This is a genomic window from Dermabacter sp. Marseille-Q3180, assembly GCF_940792985.1.
Lineage (GTDB): Bacteria > Actinomycetota > Actinomycetes > Actinomycetales > Dermabacteraceae > Dermabacter > Dermabacter vaginalis.
Genome location: NZ_CALNWU010000001.1, coordinates 715,973 through 740,950 on the forward strand (window position 1 = coordinate 715,973; position 24,978 = coordinate 740,950).

Here is a 24,978-nt window from a genome sequence, read left to right on the forward strand (position 1 = left end):
TGGTTGACGCGCCTTACTTGGCGCTGGCTTCCTTCGCTGCGGCCTTTTCCGCGTCGCTCTTACGCTTGCGGGCTTCGGCGCGAGCCTGGGACTTCTTCTTGTGCGGGCCGAGCACCATGACCATCGTGCGGCCGTCGACGCGCGGATGCGATTCAACGAAGCCTGATTCGGCGACATCTTCAGCCATGCGCTGCATAAGCTTCATGCCCATCTCGGGGCGCGACTGCTCGCGGCCACGGAATCGAATCATGACCTTGACCTTGTCGCCACCGTTGAGGAACTTCTCGACGTTGCGCTTCTTGGTCTCGTAATCGTGCGTGTCAATCTTGAGGCCCATGCGGATTTCCTTCTGCTGGGCATTGACCTGGTTCTTGCGCGCCTCGCGAGCCTTGAGCTTCGCTTCGTACTTGAACTTTCCGTAGTCCATGAGGCGTGCGACCGGCGGCTTCGCACCCGGAGCAACCTCGACGAGGTCGAGATCGGCTTCGTTTGCGAGACGCAACGCGTCTTCGATACGGACTTCCCCGACCTGTTCGCCGTTGGGTCCCACGAGAAGGACCTTGGGCGAGCGGATCTGCCCGTTGATTCGCTGTTCGCTGATGACTGCTCCTCACACAATAGAAATGCCTGGAACAACAAAAAGGCCCCCGTGCATGCGGAGGCCCAACTCACGCGAGGGTGCGTGAGTCTCGTACTGACCCGGCAGCCTCGGCCGCTCGGGTGGGAGTGGGCTCCACTTGTAAGGGAACGCGAATGTTCCAAGCGACAACTCTAGCAGGGTGATGAGCTCGCGGGAAGGGGGCGTCATCACCATGTGGCAGGCCTTACAGGTCCGACGGCAGCAGCGCCTTCGCAGCCCCACTCACACGCGCACCGTTGCCACGCAATACCATTTAAGAAACTCCCCCTTTGCATAATCGAGTCGATGTCTGTAAGGATAGGTCAGCCTTACCTCAGTCGATGAGCGACCGAGGACGACACAGAAAAGAGACTCTATGACGTCCATGACGCGCCGACAGCTCGGCCTCTTCACCCTTGCCGCGTGCTCCACGGGCGCCCTCGCCTCGTGCAGTGGCGACTCGACAAAGCAGGACGCCCGGTCGTCAAGCGACGCGAGCGGCACCCGCACCGTCACCGACGCTCGCGGCAAAGTGGACGTTCCCGTATCACCGAAACGCATTGGTGCAACCGACAACCGGATCTTCCGCAGCCTCGAGGCATGGGGAGTCGACCTGGTCGTCGCGCCGCGCCAGCTCATGCCGAAGGGCATTTCCTACAAGGATGACGAGAACATTCTCGATTCGGGATCACACCGCGAACCCGACCTCGAACAGTTCGTCGCTGCCGACCCCGATCTCGTTCTCAATGGCCAGCGCTACGCGCAGTACTACGAGGACATCAAGGCTCTCGTGCCGAACGCCGCTATCGTCGACACCGACATCGACACTGAGAAGAAACCGCTCGACGACGAGCTCAAGCGCCAGATCACACTCCTCGGCGCCACCCTCGGACACGAAACCGAAGCGCAGAAGCTCATCGAGGCTTTCGAGGCCGCCATCGAGCGCGTCAAGGCTGCATACTCCACCGACAACACGGTCATGGGCGTGATCACCTCGGGTGGCACGATCAACTATGCGGCGCCGAAGACCGGCAGAGCCGTGGGGCCGCTGTTCCCCGTGCTGGGCCTCACACCCGCGCTCGAAGTCGAGGGCACGAGTGATCACAAGGGCGATGACGTCTCCCTTGAAGCCATCGCCTCCGCGAACCCCGACTGGATCATCGTCATGGACCGCGACGCGGCCGTCGCCGCCGACGAGGAAGGTTACAAGCCCGCCGCCGAACTCATCGAGAACGCTGAAGCCCTCGCGCACGTCACGGCCATCACCGAAGGTCACGTCGTGTACATGCCCTCGAACTTCTACATCACCGAGGACATCCAGGCCTACACGGAATTCCTCGAGACCTTCGCGGACGCTCTCGAGTCGAAAAAGAGCTGACGCACAAAGGACTGCATGAGTGTGACAGAAGCCGCCCCACCGGCGGAGCGGAGAAGGCCCGCGAGCGGAACCTCGCTCGCGGGCCCTCGACGCAACCGCATCGCCCTGATCGTCGCTCTCTTCGCGACCCTCGCCCTTCTCGTGCTCTCACTTTTCGTGGGCGTCTACGACATCACGGGCGGTGAGCGTGGCTGGGACATCTTCCTCATCACGCGCGTTCCGCGCACGCTTGCACTCGTCCTATCCGGCAGTGCGATGGCCATGTGCGGCCTCATCATGCAGCTGCTCACGCAAAACAAGTTCGTTGAGCCGTCCACGACCGGGACAACCGAATGGGCGAGTCTCGGCCTGATCGCCGTCATGATCCTCTTCCCCACGGCCGGCCTCGTCCCCCGTATGGTCGGCGCGATCATCTTCGCGCTTATCGGCACCCTCGTATTTTTTGGGTTCCTCGAGCGTGTGAGCCTCAAGAGTTCCCTGATCGTGCCGATCGTCGGCATCATGCTCGGCGCCGTCGTGGGCTCATTTACGACCTTCATCGCTCTCGAAACCGACACGCTCCAAAGCCTCGGCATCTGGTTCACCGGAAGCTTCACGGGCCTCGTGCGCGGCCGCTACGAGCTCCTCTTCCTCGTTCTCCTCGTGCTCATCGCGGCGTTCGTCGTCGCGGATCGCTTCACGGTCGCAGGCCTCGGCAAGGACGTCGCCACTAACGTGGGCCTCAACTACCGTGCCGTCGTGTTCCTCGGGGTTTTCCTCGTCGCGATCGCGACCGGTATCGTCACCGTGATCGTGGGGCGCCTGCCCTTCCTCGGCCTCATCGTCCCGAATATCGTCTCGATGGTTCGCGGCGACGACCTTCGCTCGAACCTCCCCTGGGTCATGCTGCTCGGGGTATGGGTCGTGACGGTCTGCGACCTCATCGCACGCACGATCATCGCCCCGTTCGAGATGCCCGTGAGCATCGTGCTCGGCATCATCGGCGCAGCAGTCTTTCTCGTCCTTATCGTGAGGAGGAACCGTCGTGGACGATAGCACTCGCGAGCCCAACCTCCACCCGAGCGCGGCAACGCTCAAGGATCCCTCACTCGCGACCGTCACCGACATTCGCGACGTCGAGAAAGCACAGGAACAGCGCGCGCACAAGGGCATTCCCAATCTGCTGGCAACCGTCGGACCGGCGCGCGTGAGCGCGTGTGCACCCGAACGCCACTCCGGGGCCTTCATCACCCGTTCCTCGCGCACTCGATACGCACTCCTGCTCGCGAGTCTCGCCACGATCGCGGCGCTCACGACCACCGGCATCGTGGCGTGGAACAACCCGCTGCCCTTCGGCAGCGAGGGTTTCTGGCGGATCGCGACGATGCGCGCGAGTGCGATCATCGTCATGGCGGTGGTCGCCACCTGCCAGGCATTTGCGACCATCGCCTTCCAAACGGCGACGGCAAACCGCATCATCACGCCCTCGATCATGGGCTTCGAGTCACTGTACGTCCTTTTGCACACATCAGCGGTGTTTTTCCTTGGCGCGGCGGGGATCACACAGCTCACGGGTACCGGGCAGTTCTTCCTTATGGCGGCCCTCATGGTGGGTTTCTCCGGGCTTTTATACGGCTGGCTACTCAACTCCAAGACGGGCAGCATTCACGTCATGCTCCTCGTGGGAATCATCCTCGGCGGCGGTCTGGGCTCGCTCTCCACGTTTATGCAGCGGCTGCTTGATCCGAGCGACTTCGACATCCTCACCACCCGCATGTTCGGCAATATCTCAAACGCCGATCTCGACCACCTCCCGTTCGTGATCCCGATCGTCGCGCTCACCGCAGCGCTGCTGTACGCCTGTTCGGCACGCCTCAACGTCCTCGCCCTCGGCCGCGAAACAGCGACCAACCTCGGCGTTCACCACAAGCGCGCAACGATCCTCGTGCTTCTGCTCGTCTCGATTCTCATGGCGATGACGACCTCGCTCGTCGGCCCTATGACCTTCCTCGGCTTCCTCATCGCCGCCCTCACCTACCAGCTCACCGACACCTATGACCACCGGCTCCTGTTTCCCGCGGCGATCCTCATCGGCTACGACGTCATGACGCTCGCCTACTTCATCCTCCGGCACATCTTTAACGCGCAGGGCGCGGTCACCGTCATCATCGAGCTCATCGGCGGGCTCGCCTTCTTGCTGTTCATCCTCCGAAAGGGGCGCCTGTGATTCGCATCGAGAACCTCACGAAACGCTACGGCCAGGGCGTCCAAATCGGCCCCGTCAGCGCCGAGATTCCGAGCGGCCTCACCGCGCTCGTGGGCCCCAACGGCGCGGGCAAGTCGACCCTCCTCACGATGATGGGGAGGCTCCTCGAAGCGGATTCGGGCACGATCACGATCGACGGTCACGACATGGCGGCGATGCCCTCGCGTGAGGTCTCCACAATGCTGGCGATCCTTCGCCAAGAAAACCATTTCGTTACGCGACTGACCGTTCGTCAACTCGTGGCGTTCGGCCGTTTCCCTTATTCGCGCGGGCGCCTCACCGAGAAGGATGAGCGCATCGTCTCGGAAGCCATCGACTTCGTGAACCTCACTCCGCTCGAAAATCGCTTCCTCGACGAACTTTCGGGAGGGCAGCGCCAACGCGCCTACGTGGCGATGGTGCTCGCGCAGGACACCGAGTACCTTTTGCTCGATGAACCGCTCAACAATCTCGACATGCAGCACAGCGTGCAGATGATGAAACAGCTCCGCAGGGCCGCCGATGAGCTTGGGCGCACGATCGTGATCGTCGTGCACGACATCAACTTCGCGGCGCATTACGCCGATCACATCATCGCCATGAACGACGGCAAGGTCACGGTTCAGGGCTCCCCCACCGAAATTGTGTGCGGGGAAACGCTCTCACGCGTGTTCAAGACCGACGTCGATGTCGTCGATGGCCCTCGCGGGCCGCTTGCGGTCTACTTCTAATCGGGAACCTCCACCCGGAACGGGTGCGGTCCGACGCTTGCTCAGGCTGCCTCGATCCCAAGTTCTTTCGCTGCGCGCGCCCTCACACGCGAGCGATGCACGCGCATCGCCACGAGCCCACCGACCGCGACGACAAGACCAATGAGGCCGGCGGAAAAGAACGCCGTACCTGCGCCGCCCACGTCGATAATGATGCCCACGAGGGGGCTCCCAAGACTCGAGCCAATCGTCATGGCACTGCCGTGCCAACCCATGGCCTCGCCACGCGCGATCTCGGGCACGCGGCGCGAGATCGCTTCGCCCGTCGAAGCAATGCTCGGCGCGATTCCGAGCCCCGAAATAAAGCACAGGATGAATGCCGTCGGGAGGTTCGAGACGAGGGCGATCGGCATGGTCACGATCGAAAGACCGAACAGCACCCACAGCGGGTGGATGTCGCGGCTCATCGCGCCATAGGCGAGGCCACCGATCGCACTTCCGAGGCACCAGATCGCGATCACGGGGCCAATGAAGTCCTTGTGACCGAGGCCCTCCATGAGGGCGACGATGCCGAGGTCGCCCGCGACGAGGATAATGCTGCCCACCACGGTCGCGACAAGAATGGCGATGCCCCCGAGTGAGAGGAGCTGCTTCCTTGCAAGAGAGCGGGCTTCGTCGAGGGCCCGCGCGGATTCACTGTCGCTTACGCCGAGGTCGGCCTCGGTGAGCGCCATCATCTGGCCCGTCTGGGTATTTTCGTAGGCAATGCGCTCGGCAACAGCGGCAGGCGAGCGTTCAAGGCCGGTTTCGGCGACCTCGAGGGGTTCGGGAATGCGGGCGGGAAGCACGATGTCGTCGCTCGAGAGTGGCGGATCGACAATCATCAGACCGATACCCGCGATCACGACGGCGGCGCCGATCACCCACATCGCGACATGCGACCCCCACGTGAACACAAGAAGCGTGCCGGCCGCGGGACCAAGCATGAACACGAACTCGGTGATGACGGAGTCGAGCGCGAAAGCGGATTTGCGCATCGTCGCGGGGGTGACGACCGAAAGTGACGTGCGTACGATCGAAAACACGGGGATCGAGAAGAGGCCCGCGACAAAAACTGCGGGGAGCAGAATGGCGAAGGGCAAAAACGGTGCGATCGCCCAGAACACGAGGTTCACGATAATCGGTGGAATAAGTGTTCTCTTGAGGCCCTTCGTATCCATGAGTCGCCCACGCCACGGGGCGGAGATCGCTGCACCGAGAGTCGAGGAGGTGACGACGAAGCCGGCCATCATGTAGTTCTGGCCGAGGCTCATCACCGTATGGAGGGTCAGTACGAGCCCCGTTGCCGAGAACGGGAAGCGCGCAAGGAATCCGAGAAGGTAAATGGACGGCGCCTTGGGGAGCTGGAGCACGTCGCGGTATACGGAAAGAGCCACCTAAAAATCCTACCTCTGAGTGGGGGTCACGGTGATCTTCAGCGAGCTCACGCGCTCCGCGATGACCCGGGAGTGCGCGAGAAAAGTCTGCACTCGACTCATGAGGGCATCGAGCGCTTGTCGATCGAGCCCGGGGGTCAGGGCGAGCCTCAATTCGAGCTCACGCTCCTCGCCCGGAAGCGGTTCGGCGCCCTCGAGGCCGTCGACCGCGTGGACGAGCGCCGCAATTTCCTCGCGTACGAGAGCATCGTGGTGCGGCGCGTGCCAGGGCCGCCCTTGCGCGATCGCCCAGAGTGCCGAGCGGCGGAGCACGATTGGAGTGCCTTCACGGCCAAGATCAACCGCGAGGCACGTACAGCCTTCGGCGACAGCCGATTGAGCTGCCTGCTCAAGCACCATGGGAACCGGACGCGCCTCGGGGTTCCATGCGGAAAGGGCCGCGACGTTCGTAAAAACGGGAAGCGCCACCTGTCCGTCGCGTAGCTGAAGTTTCACCATCGCCATGTCGGAAGCGTTATCGGCTGTTAACCCGCGTTCAGTCTCGGCAGTCTCCGTCGCGATCGCTTGAATGGGAATGAGCACGCGGGTGCCGGCGAGGGCCGCCACGAGTCTTTCTCGCGTAGGATCTGCCCCCGCGTCGAAAGCCTCGAGCGCTCCAGCGACGTTTTCACCTCGCTCACCCACATCGTCCGGGAAGTGTGAGGGCGTAAGATCGCGCCCGTGCCAGGGCGTGCCCGCGGTATCGGTGAGCTGGTCTTTTGCCGTGAAGTGCGCGGGCAGGGTGCGGGCGACCTTTGGGTCCTGTTTGCGAAGGCTCATGGTGTCCTTTCCGACGGTTGCGCAGCTCCATCGTTCTCCACTTTTCGCACTCGCTCGAGTGCCTCCGGGAGCGTGAAACGACCTTCGAGAAGGGCCCGCCCCACGATCGCGCCCCTCACGCGCGTGAAGGTGGAGAGACGAACGAGGGCCTCGATGTCGCCGAGACTTGCCGCCCCTCCCGACGCGATGATGTCGCCGCAGCTCCCGTGTGACACGCGCTCGAGGAGTGCGAGGGGCGGCCCCGCGAGCGCGCCGTCGCGCTCGACATCCGTGAGGATAAGGCGGGCACAACCCGCGTTGCTCAAAAAAGCGAGGATGTCTTCGAGTTCTCCGACCGGGTGCTTCGCCCCCCGCGGATGAACGGTTCCTCCGCGTACGTCGACACACACGGCGATGCGCTCGCCGTGCGTGCGAATCGCGTCGCTCACCAAGTCGCGATTCGCGAGAGCGGCTGAGGAGAGATTTACGCGGGCGCAGCCGCTTGCGAGGGCGGTATCGAGAGCGTCCGCAGTGTCGATGCCGCCCGAGTACTGCGTGCGCACCCCGAGGGTGCTCGCTTCGCGCACGATGTCAGCGAGAAGCGAGGCGTTCGCCCCTCGGCCAAAAGCCCTGTCGAGGTCCGCGAGGTGCAGCCATTCGGCGCCGTCGAGGGCGAAGGAGCGTGCGACGTCGAGCGGATTCAATTCCCCAGTCGCGCGCGGAGCACGCGCGAGGGTGCCACCAGCGATGTCAACCGCGGGAAGGAGTTCGAAACGCGGCATTTCTTTGGCCTAGCCCATCTGGATACGCCAATAGGCCACGAGCACGCATGCCAGCCCCGTGACCGCGAGCGCAATGATCGCGAGGATCGGTTTCTTTTGCTTCGCGAACGAATAAGCGCCGCCAAGAAGGATGCCGCCGGCAGCGAGCATGATGAAGGCAAGGATCACTTGTGTCGACCGCCCGCGATCCACTTCATGGCTTCAAGTCGGCTGATGCTCGAGGGGTCGTAGGTTTCATCGATGTCCTCAAGGGTATTGAGGCCAAGAAGGAGATCCTCGACCTCGCCCGCGAGCGCGCCGAGCACGAGTGCCGGGGACGTCTCGCCCTCGTTTCGCCCATAGCGGTATCGGCACGCGATCATCCGGTCCCCGCGGCGCCAGAACATGACGACTCCCTGGCGCTGAAGCCCGAGGGACGCGAGCCTCGCGAGCGTGTGTGCCTCTTCTTCGCTCACATTCCCCGTGAGAATCGCGCCGGATTCCGCATGTGCGGTCACGGCACCCTCGGGAAATGGCGTGCGGTCATCCTCGGCGGCGAGGGCGAGGCGCACAACGCCCGCGAGGGCCTTCGCGGAGGCGAGCGGCGTCGCGACGATCGCGATCGGTGTGGGTGACGTAGGGTCGTCAGCGGGTGCGGTGTCGTTCAGTCCGGAAAGATCGTCGGGAACGTCGAACGTCTCGTCGGCATGGCCGGGGTGTCCGGGAGTCGGTCCCGTAAGCGAGCCCGCACTTCCCGGCGTGTTGGGGCCCGTAGGCGTACGCAAGCTGCCGGGCACGGTGTAGCCCGTGGGTGGCTCCTCCCCCGAATCCAGAACCGAATCGTCGAGGTTGATCCCCTTCATCATCGCCTCGAACTCGGCATCGATCTTTGCCTTATCCGGGTCGTTTTCGCCGTTGTCGCCACGGTTGGGGGTCGCGGTCATCGTGCGGGCCTTTCGTCGACGTCGGTGCACGGGTCCGTCACTCTCACGGACCCTCACGTAATTTTACGCCCCGCAAAGGGGCTAGGGTGGCGGGGTGAGAAACTACTACAGGGCCCTCGGGGCCGACGCTTCCCTCGTAATCCTCTTTTCCGTACTCGGAACGCTGAGCCACAACGGCGCGCTGACGTTCGCGAACCTCGCGCGTGTCGCGTGGCCGTTCCTCGTGGGCCTCATTCTCGCCCACCTCGTGCTGCGCGCGTGGCGAGTCGAACCGTGGCGGCTTTGGCCCCACGGCGTGTTCATCGTCGCGATCACGGTCGTCGCCGCGATGCTCATTCGCACCCTCATCGGCGACGGCACGGCGCTCCCCTTTGTCCTCGTGTCCTTCGGCGTCAACGCCCTCTTCCTCCTGGGCTGGCGGGCCATCACGGGACTCGTGGTGCGGCGAAAGTCAGCAGGCGTCGGAACTGAAACGCCCCGTTAGCGAAACGCACTTCCTTCCCGCGCCTCTAGTGAAGGCACTGCGCCCCGAGCAGAGTCTTGAGGGAAGCGAAAAGCGCCGGTGAGGGCGTCACTGAAAGGCGCCGATCCACCCGCATGAGGGTCGCGCGACCCGGCTCCGTGAGGCGCACACGCACCTCGCTCCCGCCAGGATGATCTTCGAGGATGCCCCGGAGCTGCTGTGCGACTTCCCCCGTCATGCGCGAGTCGGGCACCGTGATCATGAGGGGGCCGTCGGCCATTGCGCCCGAGGTATCGAGCACGCGCATCTCTTGCACGCGCATCTCGGGCGAGCCCTTCGAGTTGTCCACGCGGCCCCGCATCGAGACCACAAGGTCACCCGCAAGTTCGGTCGCAACCTGCTGATACGACTGCGGGAACATGAGGCAATCGATCGCGCCCTCGAGATCCTCAACCGTGACGATCGCCCACGTGTCGCCCTTCTTCGTAATTTTGCGTTGAATACTCGTGATGAGCCCCGCAATGGTCACCATGCCAAGTGCATCGGTGTCCTCGGTTTCAGAAAGCGCCGTGATCGAATGCGAGCTTGCCTGTGCAATCACGTGTTCGAGTCCCTGAAGCGGGTGGTCGCTCACGTAAAGTCCGAGCATCTCGCGCTCAAAGGCGAGCTTTTGCTTGCGGTCCCACTCGGGAAGCTCGGGCACCTGAATCGTGGCGGCGCTACCGGAGGCGTAATCGTCTCCGAACATGCCGCCACCGAACAGGTCATCCTGTCCCTGCGCCTCCTTGCGTTTGACGTCCACGATTCCATCGACCGCGTCCTCGTGCACGAGCACGAGCGAGCGTCGGTTGTGGCCGAGCGAGTCGAACGCGCCGCCCTTGATGAGCGAATCGATCGTGCGCTTATTGCACACCGAAAGGGGGACCTTGTCGAGGAAGTCCGTGAAGGAGGTGAACTCGCCCTTCTCCTCGCGGGTCTTGATGATCTCCTCGACGACATGCGCACCAACGTTCTGGATCGCCGAAAGGCCAAAACGGATGTCTTCTCCCACGGCCGCAAAGTTCATGAGGGAGGAGTTCACGTCGGGGGGAAGAACCGTGATGTGGCGGTGACGGCAGTCGCCGAGGTACAGGCCCAGGCGATCGCGATTGTTCTGCGTCGAGGTGAGCAGCGCAGCCATGTACTCAGTCGGGTAGTTCGCCTTGAGGTAGGCGGTCCAATACGACACGACGCCATACGCCGCCGAGTGCGACTTGTTGAACGCATAGTCGGCGAACGGAAGGAGCACGTCCCACAGCGCCTGCACGGCCGCATCGCTATAGCCGTGGTCGAGCATGCCCTGGCGGAAGCCCACGTATTGCTTATCGAGCTCGGCCTTCTTTTTCTTACCCATCGCACGGCGCAAAATATCCGCCTGGCCAAGCGTGAAGCCCGCGACCTTCTGCGCGGTCTGCATGACCTGCTCCTGATACACGATCACGCCGTAGGTCTCGGAAAGAATGTCGTGAAGCGGTTCCTCGAGTTCAGGATGGATCGGGGTGATCTCCTGGAGCCCGTTCTTTCTCAGCGCGTAGTTCGTATGCGAGTTCATGCCCATCGGGCCCGGGCGATACAGCGCTGAAACGGCGCTAATGTCGCCGAACTTATCGGGCTTCATCTGGCGAAGGAGCGAACGCATACCCGCGCCATCAAGCTGGAACACGCCGAGCGTATCGCCGCGCTGAAGCAGATCGAATGTTGCCGGATCATCGAAACCGAGGTGCTCGAGGTCGGGAACGTCCTTGCCGTTCGTTTCAATGTTCTCGATCGCATCGGAAATCACCGTGAGGTTACGAAGCCCCAGGAAGTCCATTTTGAGCAGACCGAGCGTCTCGCACGTCGGGTAGTCGAACTGGGTGATGATCTGCCCGTCGGAAGGGCGGCGCATCATCGGGATGATGTCCGTGAGGGTCTCGCTCGACATGATGACGGCGCATGCGTGCACGCCCCAGCCACGCGTAAGGCCTTCAACGCCCTGCGCAATATCCATCACTCGCTGCCACGAGGGATTCTCCCGATACTGGCGGCGGAAATCCTCCGCCTCCGCATAGCGCTTGTCGTTCTCGTCGAAGATGCCCTTGAGCGTGATGTCCTTACCCATCACTGCAGGCGGGAGTGCCTTCGTCATCTGGTCGCCAAGCGCATACGGCTCGCCAAGCACGCGCGCCGAGTCTTTAATCGAGTTCTTGGTCTTCATCACGCCGTACGTGATGACCTGCGCGACCTTGTCGTCGCCATAACGCTCGGTCACGTACTCGAGCACTTCGCCACGCCGGCGATCGTCGAAGTCCACGTCGAAGTCGGGCATGGACACGCGGTCCGGGTTGAGGAATCGCTCGAACAGAAGGCCGTGCGGAAGAGGATCGAGATCGGTAATGCGCATCGCGTACGCGACCATCGAACCTGCACCCGAGCCACGCCCCGGCCCCACGCGGATCCCGTGCTCTTTCGCCCAGCGAATGAAGTCAGAAACGACCAGGAAGTAGCCGGGGAAGCCCATGCGCGTGATGATCCCGACCTCGTAATCAGCCCGCTCCTGGACCTCGTTCGGAATCCCGCTCGGGTAGCGCTCGTGAAGGCCCCTCTGGACCTCCTTGATAAACCACGAATGCTCGTCCTCACCCGCGGGCACCGGGAAGCGCGGCATGTAGTTCGCGCCCTCCGCGGTCGTCGTGAATTCGACGTCGCACATTTCCGCGACTCTCAGGGTGTTATCGCACGCCTCCGGAAGTTCACGGAACAGCTCGCGCATCTCACGTGCGCTCTTGAGGTAGTAGCCCGAGCCATCAAACTTGAACCGCCCCGGGGTATCGAACGTCGAACCCGAATTAATGCACAGCAGCGCATCCTGGATCTTCGCGTCATCCTCGTACACGTAATGAAGATCGTTCGTGGCAAGAAGCGGCGCACCGATGGTCTTGGACAGCTCGATGAGATCCTTGGTGACGCGGCGCTCGAGCTCGAGGCCGTGGTCCATGAGTTCAACGAAGTAGTTGTCCTTGCCGAACATGTCCTGGTATTCGCCAGCGGCCTTGACGGCTTCGTCCCATTGGCCGAGGCGAATGCGCGTTTGGATCTCGCCCGAAGGGCAGCCCGTCGAGGCAATAAGGCCATCGGAGTATTTCGAGAGGATCTCGCGGTCCATGCGGGGCCATTTGCCCATCTGGCCATCGAGCGAGGCAAAGCTCGCAAGGCGGAAGAGGTTGTGCATGCCCGCCGTGGAGCGGCTCAAAAGCGTGAGGTGCGTGTACGCGCCACGCGCCGAGACGTCATCGCCAGCATCCTGCTGCGCCTTCGTGCCCCACTGCACGCGCGAACGGTCATGGCGGCTCGTCCCCGGCGTCACGTACGCTTCAACACCAATGATCGGCTTCACGCCCGCGGCAACGGCGTTCTTGTAGAACTCATAGGCACCAAAAACGTAGCCGTGATCGGTAATCGCCACGGCCTTCTGCCCGGCCTCAGCAGCGGCATTCACGAGCTTGCTGATCTTCGAGGCCCCATCGAGCATCGAATAATCGGTGTGGACGTGAAGGTGAACGAAATCCTCGGAAGCCATGCCCACGATTTTAGTGGGCAATGCCCGAACGGAGGGCTTCAGAAAAGAGTCGAGAGAGACGAGCGGCGAAGACGCGACTAACCGGCGCGAAGCACCTCGAGCGCGTTTTCGAGGTCCTCGGGATACGGCGCCTCAAACTCCACTCGCGTATGCTGCGTGGGATGCTCAAACGCGAGGGCGCGTGCGTGCAGCCACTGCCTCACGAGGCCGAGCCTCTGCGCGAGTGTGGGGTCGGAGCCATACTGAGGGTCTCCCACGAGCGGATGCCCGGCGGCGCTCATATGCACGCGAATTTGGTGGGTACGGCCAGTCTCGAGCTTGATGTCGAGCAACGAAGCACCAGGAAACATCTCGATCACGTCGTAGTGCGTGATCGAGGGTTTACCGCTTGCCATCACCGCAAACTTATAGTCGTGTTTTTGGCTGCGGCCGATCGGGGCATCAATCGTGCCCTTCATGTTTTGAAAATGTCCCTGGGCAAGAGCGTGATAGCGCTTGTCCACGAGGCGATTGCGAAAGGCGCTCTTCAGAACCGAGTAGGCAACTTCGCTCTTCGCCACGACCATAAGGCCGCTCGTGCCCACATCGAGCCGCGACACAATGCCACGGCGTTCTTGAGCACCGCTCGTCGTGATCGCGACCCCGGCACCAAGGAGGCCACCCAGTACCGTGGGGCCATCCCAACCAACGCTCGGATGCGCGGCAACCCCCACGGGCTTGTTGACGACGACGATATCGGCATCCTCGAAGACGACGTCCATACCGTCCACTTTTTCGGGGGCAACATCCGCGATGTCACGCACCTCAGGAAGCGTCACCGCGAGCTCCTGGCCCTCGCTCACGCGTTCCGAGCGAGCGGGAACCTTGCCGTCTACGAGGGCGCTTCCCGCTTGCACGAGCTCCGCGGCCTTCGTTCGTGAAAGCCCCAGAAGGCGCGAGAGAGCAACATCGACCCTCTCACCCTCAAGCCCTTCGGGCACGAAGAAGAGCCGCTCATTACTCACGCTCGCACCTCGCTCTTTTCACGCGGATCAAGCGGAACGTTGAAGAGTGTGAGCACAACAAGCAACACGGCGCCGGTCGTCACCGCGATGTCGGCGACGTTAAAGATTGGCCAGTGCGGAAGTTCAAGGAAATCCACAACGTGGCCCGTCAGAGGCCCCGGGGCCCGAAAAAGACGATCGACGATGTTGCCGAGTGCCCCACCAAGAAGTAGTGCGAGCGAAACCATCCACGCGCGCGATCGCACGGAACGGACGAGAACGACGACAACGGCGAGCGCGATCCCGATCTGAACGCCGGTGATGATCGGAGTGATCGAACCGCCAAACCCAAAAGCAGCGCCCGAGTTATAGATCAGGCGGAGCTTGAGGATGTCCCCGACGAGGGGCTGCGCGACGTTGTGTTCGAGGGTGTTTTCGGCCCACAGCTTCGAAAGCTGGTCAAGCACGAACACGACCGCGGCGATGGCGACGGCGCCAAGGAGCGCGGGACGGGCAGAAGCGCCGGCCGCACGTGCGGATCCGGCGCTTCCGTTCATGGTGTGGCGATCGCTCACAGGCCGTAGTTAGCGGCCTTCTCCTGGCTTTCGCCAGTGTCAAGATCGCGAAGCTGGTTCTCGAGGTAGTTGCGCAGGCGAGTGCGGTAGTCACGCTCGAAGGTGCGCAGCGACTCAATTTCCTTCTCGAGTTCACTCTTCGTGCTTTCAAGACGCTCGAGCGTGGTGCGCGACGTCTCGTTTGCTTCGTTGACGATGCGCTCGTGCTCGGCGTTGCCCTCGCTGATGAGGCGGTCGCGCTCGGCCTGGCCGTTCGCCACGTGCTCATCGTGGAGACGCTGGGCGAGCGAGATGAGCTCGGAGGCAGAATTGGTTTCGCCAACGCGCGAGGCACCGGCGGCTGCAGGCGCAGCCGGTGCGACGGCAGCAACAGCAGTCTCGGTCTCCGGCTCAACCTCGGGAGTCTCGGCCTGCGCAGCGCGAGCTTCGGTTTCGACGACTGCCGGAGCAGCATCGCCCTCGCCACCTTGACCAACGCGAGCCTCGAGCTCGGCAACGCGGCTCTGAGCTTCCTCGAGCTCGCGCTTCAGGCGGTCGTTTTCCTCAATGAGTTCGCGAAGGCGGGGAATGACGTCGTCGTCAAGGTACTTGTCGACCTCGTCCATGTCGTAACCCTCGGTGAAGCGCACGGGAGTGAAGCGCTTATCTTCGAGATCCTTTGGCATAAGAGCCATGGGTTCCACCTCTTGTTGTTTGAACAGATGATGACTATTTAACTTTACCTGAGACCACGGGCGCAGCCTGAATGCACCCACCGCCCCGAAAACCCTTCAAGGGTGCGATCTTCCGGCCGCGCCTTTGACGATCACTCACAACATGTAGGGCGAGGCGAGCATCGAGATGAGCGAGCAGGCAAAGAAGATGATGAGAACGCTCACATCAAGGGCGACCGTACCGAGCTTGAGCGGCGGAATCACGGATCGCAGTGCCTTCACCGGCGGGTCGGTCAGTGTGTAGATCGCTTCACAGGCGATCAACACAAGGCCGCGCGGCGAAAAGGAACGCGCATAGGACTGGATCATCTCGATACCAATCCGCACGAGCAGCAGGATCGAGAAAACGTACGCCGCGAGGTAAACGAGCGAGGCGAGAATCGCCATGCTCAGCTCTGGTTGTAGAAGGTGCCCTCGTCAGTGCGGGACTCGCCCTCAACCTCGATGAACTCAGGCGACAGGAGGAACACCTTGGTGGTCACGCGCTCGATGGTGCCGCGAAGACCAAACACGAGGCCAGCCGAGAAATCCACCATGCGCTTGGCATCGGCTTCGCTCATGTCAGAAAGATTAAGGATGACGGGAACGCCATCGCGGAACGACTCGCCAATGCTCTTGGCGTCGTTGTACGAGCGCGGGTGGATAGTCGTGATGCGCTGCATGCTCTCCGGAGCGGCCGGCGCGAGCGATACGCCATTCTGATGCGGGCGAAGCGGGGTCACGGTGGCCTCCTGAGCCTTGGGCTCCACGGTGCGCTCCGGGACACGCGCAACCTGCGCATCCTCGGCCGCGAAGCTCTGAGGGTCTTCGTAATGAGTATCGTATTGTTCTTCGGCGAATCCAGCCTTCGCCATCCAGTTGCGCAAAGCGCCCATCGAAATTCTCCCTATAAAGAAGCCGGTTGTTTGCCCCTGGGGAAGCACGGGAGTGCGGGGTCTTTTACGAAACTACCGCAGCGACCCTGGGCGCGACGGAATTTCCGCGCGTGTCGCGGGGTGCGCTACGCACCATTCTTCTGCCTCAGGGCTATGCCGCCAGATCACTCCGGCAAATCGCCCCGTGTGAGGATCGCGACGATACGAGAAAAGCTCCTCGGTTTCGAGGGTGCAGCGCTCGATCACCTCGATAGATTCATGTGCGAGGCCTGCGGCTCGAAGCTCGGCTACGGCACCGGCGGGAAGATCAAGTGCGGGGGTGCCCCACGACGTCCGCGAGGCCAGCGCCTCGTGTTCCGCGACCGATTCGGCAAACATCTGCTCGGGCACTTCATAGCACCGACCGCACACCGAAGGCCCGATGATCGCGTGAATATTTTTCGGCGAGGCACCGAGGCTCGCCATCGCCTCAACGGTGGCACCGAGAACACCGCCAAGAAGCCCGCGCCGGCCCGCATGAGCCGCCCCCATGACCCCGCTCGATTCCTCGGCGAGCACCACCGGGACGCAGTCGGCCACCATGATCGCAAGGGCGACGTCGGCCATCGGCGTCACGAGCGCATCCGCCACGCGCGCCCGTTCCCGCATCTCCCTCACATCGGCCTCAGTACGCACGACGGCGACATCCGCAGAATGTACCTGCTCGACAAAGACGAGAGGCGCGCCGAGCTTCCGCTCGAGAGCTTCACGACGCTTCTTGACCTCGCGAGGGTCATCTCCCACGTGAAGCGCAAGGTTCCCCTCGGCGACCCCCGTAAAAAGGGCGCGGGCCCCCGAAAAGTCGAGGGCCCGCGCCGAAAGTTCGCTGCTCATGGTTCAGCGAAGGAACTGCGGGATATCGAGGTCGTCGTCCGGATTCGCCTCTTGCTTGATGGTGGGCACGTCAGGCACCTGAGGACGCTCGACCTGGACGGCACCCTCCGCCTCCGCCGGGTCTGGCTGCGAGACCGAGGGCTGCTCGGGCTGTGCCTGAGGCGAGCGCGCCGGGATGTATCCCTGGCCCTGCGCGGGTGCCGAAACCCATTCGCGACTCGAGTGCTGCTGCTCACGCTGCGCGGGCTGCGCGCTCGAGGGCTGCGCCTGGGCCTGCTGCTTCTGCTGCGCGCCTTCCTCGCCACGCTCTGGCTTGGGATCGAAGCCCGCGGCAATGACGGTCACGCGCACCTCGTCACCAAGGGCGTCGTCAATCGCGGTACCAAAGATGATGTTCGCGCTCGGGTGCGCGGCTTCCTGGATCAGGCGTGCGGCATCCGAAACTTCGACGAGGCCGAGGTCGCTACCGCCCTGCACCGAAAGGAGAACACCGTAGGCACCATCGATTGACGCCTCGAGAAGCGGGCTCGAGACCGCGAGCTCAGCAGCCTGGAGGGCGCGGTCGTCGCCGCTCGCGGTACCGATGCCCATGAGGGCCGTACCGGCATCCTTCATGACGCTCTTGACGTCCGCGAAGTCGAGGTTGATGAGACCCGGGGTCGTGATGAGGTCGGTGATGCCCTGAACGCCCTGGAGGAGCACCTGATCGGCAAGCTTGAACGCATCGATCATGGAGACCTTGACGTCGGCAAGCTGGAGCAGCTTGTCGTTCGGAATCGTGATGAGCGTATCGACCTCGGCCTGGAGAGCATCGATGCCGGAATCAGCCTGGGTCGAGCGACGGCGCCCCTCGAACGTGAACGGACGGGTCACGACGCCGATGGTCAGCGCCCCGAGCGAGCGAGCAATCTTTGCCACAACAGGTGCGCCGCCCGTGCCGGTGCCGCCACCTTCGCCCGCGGTCACGAACACCATGTCCGCGCCTTCGAGGGCTTCGGAAATCTCGTCGGTGTGATCCTCAGCGGCCTTGCGGCCAACTTCCGGGTCGGCGCCCGCGCCGAGACCGCGAGTCAGCTCCTTGCCGACATCGAGTTTCACATCGGCATCAGACATGAGCAGTGCCTGGGCATCGGTGTTAATGGCAATGAACTCGACGCCCTTGAGCCCGGATTCGATCATCCGGTTCACGGCGTTGACGCCGCCGCCGCCGACACCGACGACCTTAATGACTGCGAGGTAGTTCTGCGATCCGTCCACGTGGATGTCCTTGCTTTCGTTGCTCCAGCTCCACCCCATCACACTGCCTAGTGCGCCTCCCGCGACCGGCGCGGATAGGACAGAAGAGACATGGGGAGTAAGCGCATTTATCTCGTACTCGACGCTATTGCCTCACAGGCGTCTAGGGCAACATTGTCGAGCGCGTGTCTTACACGAATGTCATTTTCTCGTCACAGCCTCCACGGAACGTGGGAACGACGCGCGTCACGACGCGCTTTCGGTGGCTCTAGCGAATCGTCGGTGCCTCGGGCGAGGACACGTCGATCACCGCGCCGGGCTGGTTGAGGAGTGCTTCGAGGACTCGGGCTTTCAGTTCGGAATCCTCGGGGCCGCCCCACACGACCGTGCGAGGACCGGCCTGCGTTGCGACCTCGAGCGTGACGCTAGATGGAGAATTCGCGGTCGCCTTCGTGAGTGCCGCGCGTAGATTCGGCGGGAGTACGCGCGTGATGTCGAGCAGCGCCGATTCCGTCGCTTCAGCATTCGGCGCCGCGGGGGCAACGACCAGCCGGGGAAGACTCGCGGGGTTCGCGGCATTCGCGGGGAGTTTCGCTCCACTGCCATCGACAAGCGAGGTGCTACCACCCGATTCGAGCTGGGCGATCGCGGTGCGCTCAGTGATGACCACGCGGACGGTATTCGGCCAGTGACGAGTAGCCTTCGCGGCTTTCACCCCCTGCACGGCGGACAGGTCCTCCTCGAGAGCATTGAGGTCGGTGAAGGCGAGCGGCTGCCCTTCGCGCGCACTCGCCACCTGCTCGAGTGCGCTCACATCAACGTATGTTGCCCCCGCGACACGCACGTCAGAGACCTTGAGTTGCGGAAGGAAAGCGAGGGCGAGCACCGCAAGCGACAACAGCAACACGAAGGAACCGAGGATGAGGGGCAGCAAGCGTCGGTTTTTCTGCCAGGGCTTTTTCCGCACCCTGCTCGCGAACCTTTTTCCCGCGTGGACAACGGGGCTCTTTCCCGGCGATGCCGTTCGCTCTGTCGCGACGGAAGTCGCGGACGTTCGTGACCGGGCTACCTTCGCCTTCGTCGGGGCCTTTGCGGGCTTCGCCGCCTTTCCTTGCTTCGTGCGCTTCGTGTCCGGTGCACGCTTGGTGGGCTCCGGTGAGGTTTCCGTCTCCTGGGGCTTGGCGGGGGAAGCGCCGCCGGGTGGGAGAGGCTTCGTGTTCCGACGGTTGCCGAATACACGTTGCGGCTTCTTCCTTTCACCGCGCTTCGGCTGATCCGCTTGTGTGGTGCCGCTCTTACGGCTCTCGTCGACGTTCACCGCCGCCCTGGCTTCGGGGCGCCTTGGGCGCACAGGCCGTTGCGGGCGCTTCGGGGTGCTCATGCGCCGCTCGCTTCAAGGGCCTCGAGCACGCGCGGGCTCACATCCACGATGTCGCCTGCCCCCATCATGAGAATCACGCGGGCATCGCGCGCATGGGAAGCAAGGTAGTCCGGGACGTCAGCCGCATCGAGAACTCGAGAGCCATCGATGAGGGTGGCGACGTCCTCGCTACGAATGCTCGGGTCGAAATCCTCGCGCGCAGGGTAGATCGGAAGGAGGATCGTCTCGTCGGCGGAGCTGAGCGCCTCGGCGAACTCTCGCGTGAACGCCTTCGTACGGGAGAAGAGATGCGGTTGGAAGACGGCGACGAGTTTCCCCTCCTCCGCGCGTTCACGTCCAGCCGCCAGGGCCGCCGCGACCTCGCGGGGATGATGGGCGTAATCGTCGATCACGGCCGTCCCGCGAACTTCGCCCGCCACCTGGAAGCGGCGATCAGCGCCCGCAAACTCCGCGAGCCCCGTCAGTACTCCCTCACGCGAGATGCCGAGGATATCGAGGGCGGCGAGCACACCGAGCGCGTTCAGCACGTTGTGGCGGCCTGGAACGCGCAGCGAGAGGTTGAGTCGTTCCCCGTCCGGGGCATCGATGTCCACGTGTGCACCGGCGGCGCTCGAGCGATCAGCGGCGATCCGCCACGTCGCTTCGGGATGTTCGCCGTACAGCACCACGCGGTGGCCCGCTGCCCGGGCGTCGCGCGCGAACGCGAGTGAACCGGGGTCGTCGGCGCACGCAACAAGGGTGCCGTTCGTCTCCGCAAGCCGCGCCACGAATGCCGAAAGCACCGCGCGAAGATTCTCTTCGGTGCTGTGGAAGTCGAGATGGTCGGCCTCGAAGTTGGTGAGCACGAGAACCGAAGGTGCGAAGGCCACAAAGGAACCGTCGGACTCATCCGCTTCTACGACCGCAAACTCTCCCGAGCCCTGGCCCGCGTTCGCCCCCAGCTGGGCGACGGCAGCGCCAACGGCCCAAGCCGGCTCGGCGCCGGCCGCTCGCAAGGCGAGTGTGGCCATCGCACTCGTCGTGGTCTTTCCGTGCGTTCCGGCAACGGCAACGAGGGCCCGGTTTTTCAGGAGGCCGGCGAGACCCGCCGCTCGGTGAATCACCGGAATGTCCAGCTCATGTGCACGGCGTACCTCGGGATTATCGGCGCGCACGGCCGTCGAGACGATCACGAGGTCGGTGCCATCCTCGATATTGGCGGCGTCGAAGCCAACGGTGATACGCGCACCGAGGTCACGAAGGGGCGGGAGGAAGCGCCCCTCTTGCGACTCTGATCCCGTGACGTCAAATCCCGCCTCGAGCGCGAGGCTCGCAACAGCGCTCATACCCGCGCCGCCAATGCGGATGACGTGGATTTTGCGCACGTGAGTCTTCGGCCAGGCAGCGTCGGTGACGACCGCACCCGGCCTCAGCATCGTGCGTATCTCCCCCGGGGAAAATGGCCGAAGATCGTCGAGAAGATCAGTGGTGGGCATCACCGGGCACCTCCCTTGGGGCGCTGCGTTGCAAGGGCCGGAATCGACGCCGCAATGCGGTCGGCGACCCTCTCGGCGGCATCGCGCTTACCGAGTGCGAGCGCCGCATGTTCCATGCGAGTGCGCACCTCGGTGTCGAGCATGCACTCGGCAACGGTTTCGATGAGAAGTTCGGGAGTGAGAAGGGCGTCCTTAATCATGCGCGCACCGCCTGCCTCGACCATATCGGCGCCGTTGAGCGCCTGCTCACCATTGCCGATGGGGAGGGGAACAAAAAGCGCGGGCAGCCCCACGGCTGCGACCTCGCACACCGTTCCGGCTCCCGAGCGCGTCACCGCGAAGTCCGCCGCGGCGTAGGCATCCTCCATCCCGTTCACGTACTCGACCTGCACGTAGTGCTTCCCGCTCACGGGAATCTTCTTGCCCTTACCCGTCACGTGGAGGATCTGCACCCCAAGCCCCTCGAGCGGCACAATCGCGGAGGTGAGTATTTCGTTGAGGCGTTGCGCTCCGAGCGAGCCTCCCGTCACGAGGAGGGTCGGCATATCGGGGTCAAGACCGAATGACTCGCGTGCCGCCGCACGGCGCGCTTCGCGATCGAGGTGGGCGATTTCGGGCCTCATGGGCATTCCCACCCATTCGGACTTCGAGAGCGGTCCCGAACTATCGCTCATATCGAACGCGGTCATGACGCGCGCGCCAAGCCTTGCGCCGAGTCTATTGGCCATACCGGGCCGCTTGTTCGCCTCGTGAATGAACAGGGGAATTCTTGCGTGCTTGCCCGCAATGTAGGCGGGCGGGCACACGTAGCCCCCGAATCCAGCGACAGCATCAACGTCTTCGTGGCGAATAAACCTACGAACATCGCCAAGACCGCGCCCGAACTCGCGAGGGAAGCGCAGCGCGGCAGCGTTAGGCCGGCGAGGAAAAGGCACCTTGTCGATCGTAAGCAACTCGAAGCCCGCGGCGGGCACGAGATCTGCCTCGAGACCCACTTCCGTGCCAAGAGCGACGACCCGCACGCCTTCGTAACGCTCGGTGAGGGCACGCGCCACCGCGAGCATGGGAGATACGTGGCCAGCGCTTCCGGCTCCCGCCACGAGAACGGTCGCGTTGGTGCGCGCGTGGGTGCTGGCAGTAGAGGTCATGAGCGCGGTCCCTTCCTGGTCAGTTGTGCCGACGCCGGCTTCGCGACAACCGTTGCCGATTTCTTCGAGTAGCGAGCGTGGGCCCGAAGGGCCTCCTTCGCGCCGGGTTCCGACTTTGCGAAGGCGAGCAGCACGCCTAGAGCAAGCATCGAGGCAATGAGGGCTGAGCCTCCTGCCGACACGAAAGGCAAAGGCACGCCCAGAACAGGCAGGAGCCCCGTCACAACAGCCATGTTCACGAATGCCTGGGCGAGAATCCACGACGTGATGCCCGCGATCGTGATCTGCACGAACGGGTCGCGAATACGGAACATCATGCGATAGAGAAAGATGGCGAGCAGTGTAAAGAGGAAAACGACCAGGAGGGTGCCAAAGAGCCCGAGTTCCTCGCCAATGATCGAGAAAATAAAGTCGTTGTCGGCCTCGGGGACGCGGCCCCACTTTTGGCGAGATTGCCCGATGCCCACGCCCCACCAGCCACCGGTCGCAAGAGCCATGAGGCCATTGTCGGCCTGGTAGCACGAGTCACCGGCACACTCACCGTGCAGCCAGTTGAGGGCGCGCGCCATGCGATTCGGGCTCGCGAGCACAAGAGCAAGCACGCCAAGGGCGGCGCCGCCGCCCGCCACGAGAAACCACCGCTTAGGCACGCCGGCAACCCAAAACGCCCCCGCCGCGAGAATGCCTACCATCATCATCGTGCCGAGGTCACGCCCCAAGATGATCAGACCGAGCGCCGCTCCCGTACCAACAAAGGCGGTGCAGAGAACTGGAAACTCACGCAGACGGTGACGATTTTTCGACAGAAAAGCACCCAGCCACACCGCGAGCGCGAGTTTGAGAAATTCTGATGGCTGGCCGCGGATGGGACCGACCTGAATCCAGTTCCGGTTACCACCCTTACCGAGCCCGAGAGGGGTAAACACGAGACTCTGAAGGAGAAGCCCGAGAAGTAAGAGCGCTGAGGCTACGGCAATGTTCTTGTACCACCTCACCGGGGTGAGGGCTGCAGCGATGAGTAGAACGAGGCCGATGACCGCGAAAACACCCTGGGTCATGAACGATGCATAGGGCGAATGCCCCTTCGCGATATTGGTCACCGATGAGCTCGAGAGCACCATGACGAGACCGATCGTGATGAGGATCCCGCCGATGACGGCGATCGCATAAAAATCAAGTGCAGGTGAGTGAAGCCAGCGGCCGAGTGTTGACTTCACTTCCCCGCCGACGTCACCGAGCGGGCGCTGCTCGCTCGGGCGCTGCCTCGCGCGCTCGTTCACGCGCCGCTCCCAAGGCTCCGCGCCGCTTCGGCGAAAAGGTTGCCGCGTTCGGCGTAATTGGCGAATTGGTCGATGCTCGCGGCGGCCGGGGCGAGCAGTACGATGTCGCTGTCGCTCGCGTACGAAGCCGCCGTTTCCACAGCCTTGTGCATGAGGCTACGTGTGTCTTCGCACTCTGCGGGGTCGATCCACACACGGGGTACGTTCGGCGCGTGATCGTCGAGCGCTGTAGTGAACGGTGTGGGGTCGAGCCCGATGAGCACGACGGCCTTGAGGCGAGCTGCCTGCGCGGCGACGAGGCCGTGAAGATCCGCGCCCTTCGCGTCTCCCCCGGCGATCCACACCACCGACTGTGCAGCGCCGAGCGCGGCCGCGGCCGAATCGGGGTTCGTGGCCTTCGAGTCATCAACAAAAGCCACGCCGTCTTTGACATGAACGATTTCGCTGCGGTGCTCCCCCGCGCGGTAGGCGGCGAGCCCTTCGCGCACGTGAATCGGCTGCACCCCGAACGAGCGCGCGAGCGCAGCGGCAAAAAGCGCATTGAGAACAACGTGGGGCGGGGCGCCGTGCGGTCCAAGGTGAGCCAGCGTGTCGAGGTTCGCGATCTCTGCCGCCTGCGAGTGCCGATTCTCGCAAAAAGCGCGGTCGACGAGGAGATCCTCCACGACGCCGAACTCACTCGGGCCGGGAGCGGAGAGGCCCACACCGATCGCGCGGCAGCCCTCCACCACATCGGCTTCTTCGAGGGCGTGACGCGTGCGCTCATCGGCCTTGTTGTACAGGCACGCGTGCTGCGTTCCCGCATACACCTTGGCCTTTGCCTCGGCGTAGGCGTCCATTCCACCGTGCCAGTCGAGGTGATCGGCGCCGATATTGATGATCGCGCTCGAGTGCGCGCCGAGGTTCTCCGTCCAGTGCAACTGGAAACTCGAGAGCTCGAGAGCAATGGCCTCGAAGCCCTCCGGATCGAGCGCCGCTTCGATCAGGGGAAGCCCCACGTTGCCCGCAGCCACCGCACGCACACCGGCGTTCAGCAAAATCGACTCGAGCATCGTCACGACGGTCGTTTTCCCGTTCGTGCCCGTGACCGCGAGCCACTCAGGGCCATCAGCCTTTTGCATGCGGCGCGCGAGCTCGATCTCCGACCAGATTTCGATCCCCGCGTCCTTCGCAGCGACGAGGAGGGGGTGGTCCGGCCGCCACCCGGGAGACGTGACAACGACGTCGAACGGGGAGCCGTCGGAATTTTCAGGCAGCGCGCGCGTGTGCTCTTCGCCGAGGAGGATCCGCGCACCGAGAGTCTCGAGAACCTTGGCGCGTTCAAGGTTTGATTCTGAACGCGAAGCGTCCACCGCGGTCACATGTGCGCCGCGCTGAAGTGTTTGGTCCACAATCGCGTATCCCGAAACCCCGAATCCCGTCACGAGGATGCGGGCGCCCGAAACGTCAAGGCCCGGGAAGGGACGCTCGGGAAGTCGCACAGAAGTTTCAGAAGAAGTCACGCGATG

General features: G+C 63.4%; 24 protein-coding genes. 5 read left to right on the forward strand and 19 right to left on the reverse strand.

All coding sequences use genetic code 11. The features are described 5' to 3' along the window. Window positions 1-13 precede the first annotated feature (13 nt). A complete protein-coding gene (gene infC / locus NBW56_RS03290) occupies window positions 14-550 on the reverse strand; it encodes a translation initiation factor IF-3 (protein ID WP_317889369.1) in 537 nt (178 codons plus the stop codon). 445 nt (window positions 551-995) lie between these two features. Here infC and NBW56_RS03295 point away from each other — a divergent pair, with 445 nt between their 5' ends. The 4 genes from NBW56_RS03295 to NBW56_RS03310 are packed head-to-tail and all read left to right on the forward strand — an operon-like array spanning window position 996 to window position 4,952. Then, window positions 996-1,997 carry a siderophore ABC transporter substrate-binding protein gene (locus NBW56_RS03295; protein ID WP_126848370.1) on the forward strand — a complete coding sequence of 334 codons (1,002 nt, stop codon included), beginning with the start codon at window positions 996-998 and terminating at the stop codon, window positions 1,995-1,997. A 15-nt stretch (window positions 1,998-2,012) separates the two neighbouring features. After that, window positions 2,013-3,032 (forward strand): ABC transporter permease, encoded by a 1,020-nt coding sequence (locus NBW56_RS03300; protein WP_250257966.1) that lies wholly within the window; start codon window positions 2,013-2,015, stop codon window positions 3,030-3,032. After that, window positions 3,022-4,203, forward strand: coding sequence for an iron chelate uptake ABC transporter family permease subunit (locus NBW56_RS03305; protein ID WP_250257967.1), 1,182 nt, complete (start codon window positions 3,022-3,024; stop codon window positions 4,201-4,203). The genes NBW56_RS03300 and NBW56_RS03305 overlap by 11 nt, the downstream gene beginning before the upstream one ends. Next, entirely contained in the window at window positions 4,200-4,952 is a 753-nt protein-coding gene (locus NBW56_RS03310; protein WP_150332925.1) for an iron ABC transporter ATP-binding protein, read from the forward strand. The genes NBW56_RS03305 and NBW56_RS03310 overlap by 4 nt, the downstream gene beginning before the upstream one ends. A gap of 41 nt (window positions 4,953-4,993) precedes the next feature. Here NBW56_RS03310 and NBW56_RS03315 read toward each other — a convergent pair whose 3' ends face one another. The 5 genes from NBW56_RS03315 to NBW56_RS03335 are packed head-to-tail and all read right to left on the reverse strand — an operon-like array spanning window position 4,994 to window position 8,870. Then, entirely contained in the window at window positions 4,994-6,367 is a 1,374-nt protein-coding gene (locus tag NBW56_RS03315; protein WP_065248185.1) for an MFS transporter, read from the reverse strand. Window positions 6,368-6,376: 9 nt separating this feature from the next. Further along, the gene (locus NBW56_RS03320) at window positions 6,377-7,186 is read right to left on the reverse strand and encodes an SseB family protein (RefSeq protein WP_239379519.1); all 810 of its coding nucleotides are present in this window, start codon (window positions 7,184-7,186) and stop codon (window positions 6,377-6,379) included. Then, window positions 7,183-7,947 (reverse strand): HisA/HisF-related TIM barrel protein, encoded by a 765-nt coding sequence (locus tag NBW56_RS03325; RefSeq protein WP_250257968.1) that lies wholly within the window; start codon window positions 7,945-7,947, stop codon window positions 7,183-7,185. The genes NBW56_RS03320 and NBW56_RS03325 overlap by 4 nt, the downstream gene beginning before the upstream one ends. Before the next feature lie 9 nt (window positions 7,948-7,956). Next, window positions 7,957-8,115 (reverse strand): CG2302 family histidine operon protein, encoded by a 159-nt coding sequence (locus NBW56_RS03330; protein ID WP_239379518.1) that lies wholly within the window; start codon window positions 8,113-8,115, stop codon window positions 7,957-7,959. After that, entirely contained in the window at window positions 8,112-8,870 is a 759-nt protein-coding gene (locus tag NBW56_RS03335; RefSeq protein WP_250257969.1) for a hypothetical protein, read from the reverse strand. Before NBW56_RS03335 ends, NBW56_RS03330 begins: the two co-directional genes overlap by 4 nt. A 94-nt stretch (window positions 8,871-8,964) precedes the next feature. On the opposite strand from NBW56_RS03335, the gene NBW56_RS03340 reads away from it, so the two are divergent. After that, window positions 8,965-9,354, forward strand: coding sequence for a DUF3054 domain-containing protein (locus NBW56_RS03340; RefSeq protein ID WP_250257970.1), 390 nt, complete (start codon window positions 8,965-8,967; stop codon window positions 9,352-9,354). Between the two features lie 25 nt (window positions 9,355-9,379). Here NBW56_RS03340 and dnaE read toward each other — a convergent pair whose 3' ends face one another. The 13 genes from dnaE to murD all read right to left on the reverse strand — a co-directional run bounded on the left by dnaE (window position 9,380) and on the right by murD (window position 24,972). Further along, window positions 9,380-12,931: a DNA polymerase III subunit alpha gene (dnaE, locus tag NBW56_RS03345; RefSeq protein ID WP_250257971.1), complete on the reverse strand. Its 3,552-nt coding sequence runs from the start codon at window positions 12,929-12,931 to the stop codon at window positions 9,380-9,382. A gap of 77 nt (window positions 12,932-13,008) precedes the next feature. Next, complete coding sequence (locus NBW56_RS03350; protein ID WP_250257972.1) at window positions 13,009-13,935, reverse strand: RluA family pseudouridine synthase; 927 nt, start codon at window positions 13,933-13,935, stop codon at window positions 13,009-13,011. Further along, complete coding sequence (lspA, locus tag NBW56_RS03355) at window positions 13,932-14,489, reverse strand: signal peptidase II (protein WP_250257973.1); 558 nt, start codon at window positions 14,487-14,489, stop codon at window positions 13,932-13,934. Before lspA ends, NBW56_RS03350 begins: the two co-directional genes overlap by 4 nt. Next, window positions 14,486-15,163 carry a DivIVA domain-containing protein gene (locus NBW56_RS03360; RefSeq protein ID WP_250257974.1) on the reverse strand — a complete coding sequence of 226 codons (678 nt, stop codon included), beginning with the start codon at window positions 15,161-15,163 and terminating at the stop codon, window positions 14,486-14,488. Before NBW56_RS03360 ends, lspA begins: the two co-directional genes overlap by 4 nt. 135 nt (window positions 15,164-15,298) lie before the next feature. Beyond that, window positions 15,299-15,589, reverse strand: a complete 291-nt coding sequence (locus NBW56_RS03365) for a YggT family protein (protein WP_074297998.1) — start codon at window positions 15,587-15,589, stop codon at window positions 15,299-15,301. A 2-nt stretch (window positions 15,590-15,591) separates the two neighbouring features. Beyond that, window positions 15,592-16,077: a cell division protein SepF gene (locus tag NBW56_RS03370; RefSeq protein WP_065248194.1), complete on the reverse strand. Its 486-nt coding sequence runs from the start codon at window positions 16,075-16,077 to the stop codon at window positions 15,592-15,594. Window positions 16,078-16,149: 72 nt separating this feature from the next. Then, window positions 16,150-16,950 (reverse strand): peptidoglycan editing factor PgeF, encoded by an 801-nt coding sequence (pgeF, locus tag NBW56_RS03375; RefSeq protein ID WP_250257975.1) that lies wholly within the window; start codon window positions 16,948-16,950, stop codon window positions 16,150-16,152. A gap of 3 nt (window positions 16,951-16,953) precedes the next feature. Then, on the reverse strand, window positions 16,954-18,207 hold the full coding sequence (gene ftsZ, locus NBW56_RS03380; RefSeq protein WP_126848381.1) for a cell division protein FtsZ: 1,254 nt from the start codon (window positions 18,205-18,207) through the stop codon (window positions 16,954-16,956). Window positions 18,208-18,454: 247 nt separating this feature from the next. Continuing rightward, window positions 18,455-19,567 carry a cell division protein FtsQ/DivIB gene (locus NBW56_RS03385; protein WP_250257976.1) on the reverse strand — a complete coding sequence of 371 codons (1,113 nt, stop codon included), beginning with the start codon at window positions 19,565-19,567 and terminating at the stop codon, window positions 18,455-18,457. After that, entirely contained in the window at window positions 19,564-21,042 is a 1,479-nt protein-coding gene (gene murC, locus NBW56_RS03390) for a UDP-N-acetylmuramate--L-alanine ligase (protein ID WP_250257977.1), read from the reverse strand. Before murC ends, NBW56_RS03385 begins: the two co-directional genes overlap by 4 nt. After that, complete coding sequence (gene murG / locus NBW56_RS03395) at window positions 21,042-22,190, reverse strand: undecaprenyldiphospho-muramoylpentapeptide beta-N-acetylglucosaminyltransferase (RefSeq protein ID WP_250257978.1); 1,149 nt, start codon at window positions 22,188-22,190, stop codon at window positions 21,042-21,044. The genes murC and murG overlap by 1 nt, the downstream gene beginning before the upstream one ends. Next, window positions 22,187-23,470: an FtsW/RodA/SpoVE family cell cycle protein gene (locus NBW56_RS03400; protein WP_250257979.1), complete on the reverse strand. Its 1,284-nt coding sequence runs from the start codon at window positions 23,468-23,470 to the stop codon at window positions 22,187-22,189. Before NBW56_RS03400 ends, murG begins: the two co-directional genes overlap by 4 nt. After that, window positions 23,467-24,972 carry a UDP-N-acetylmuramoyl-L-alanine--D-glutamate ligase gene (murD, locus tag NBW56_RS03405; protein WP_250257980.1) on the reverse strand — a complete coding sequence of 502 codons (1,506 nt, stop codon included), beginning with the start codon at window positions 24,970-24,972 and terminating at the stop codon, window positions 23,467-23,469. The genes NBW56_RS03400 and murD overlap by 4 nt, the downstream gene beginning before the upstream one ends. Between the last annotated feature and the right edge of the window lie 6 nt (window positions 24,973-24,978).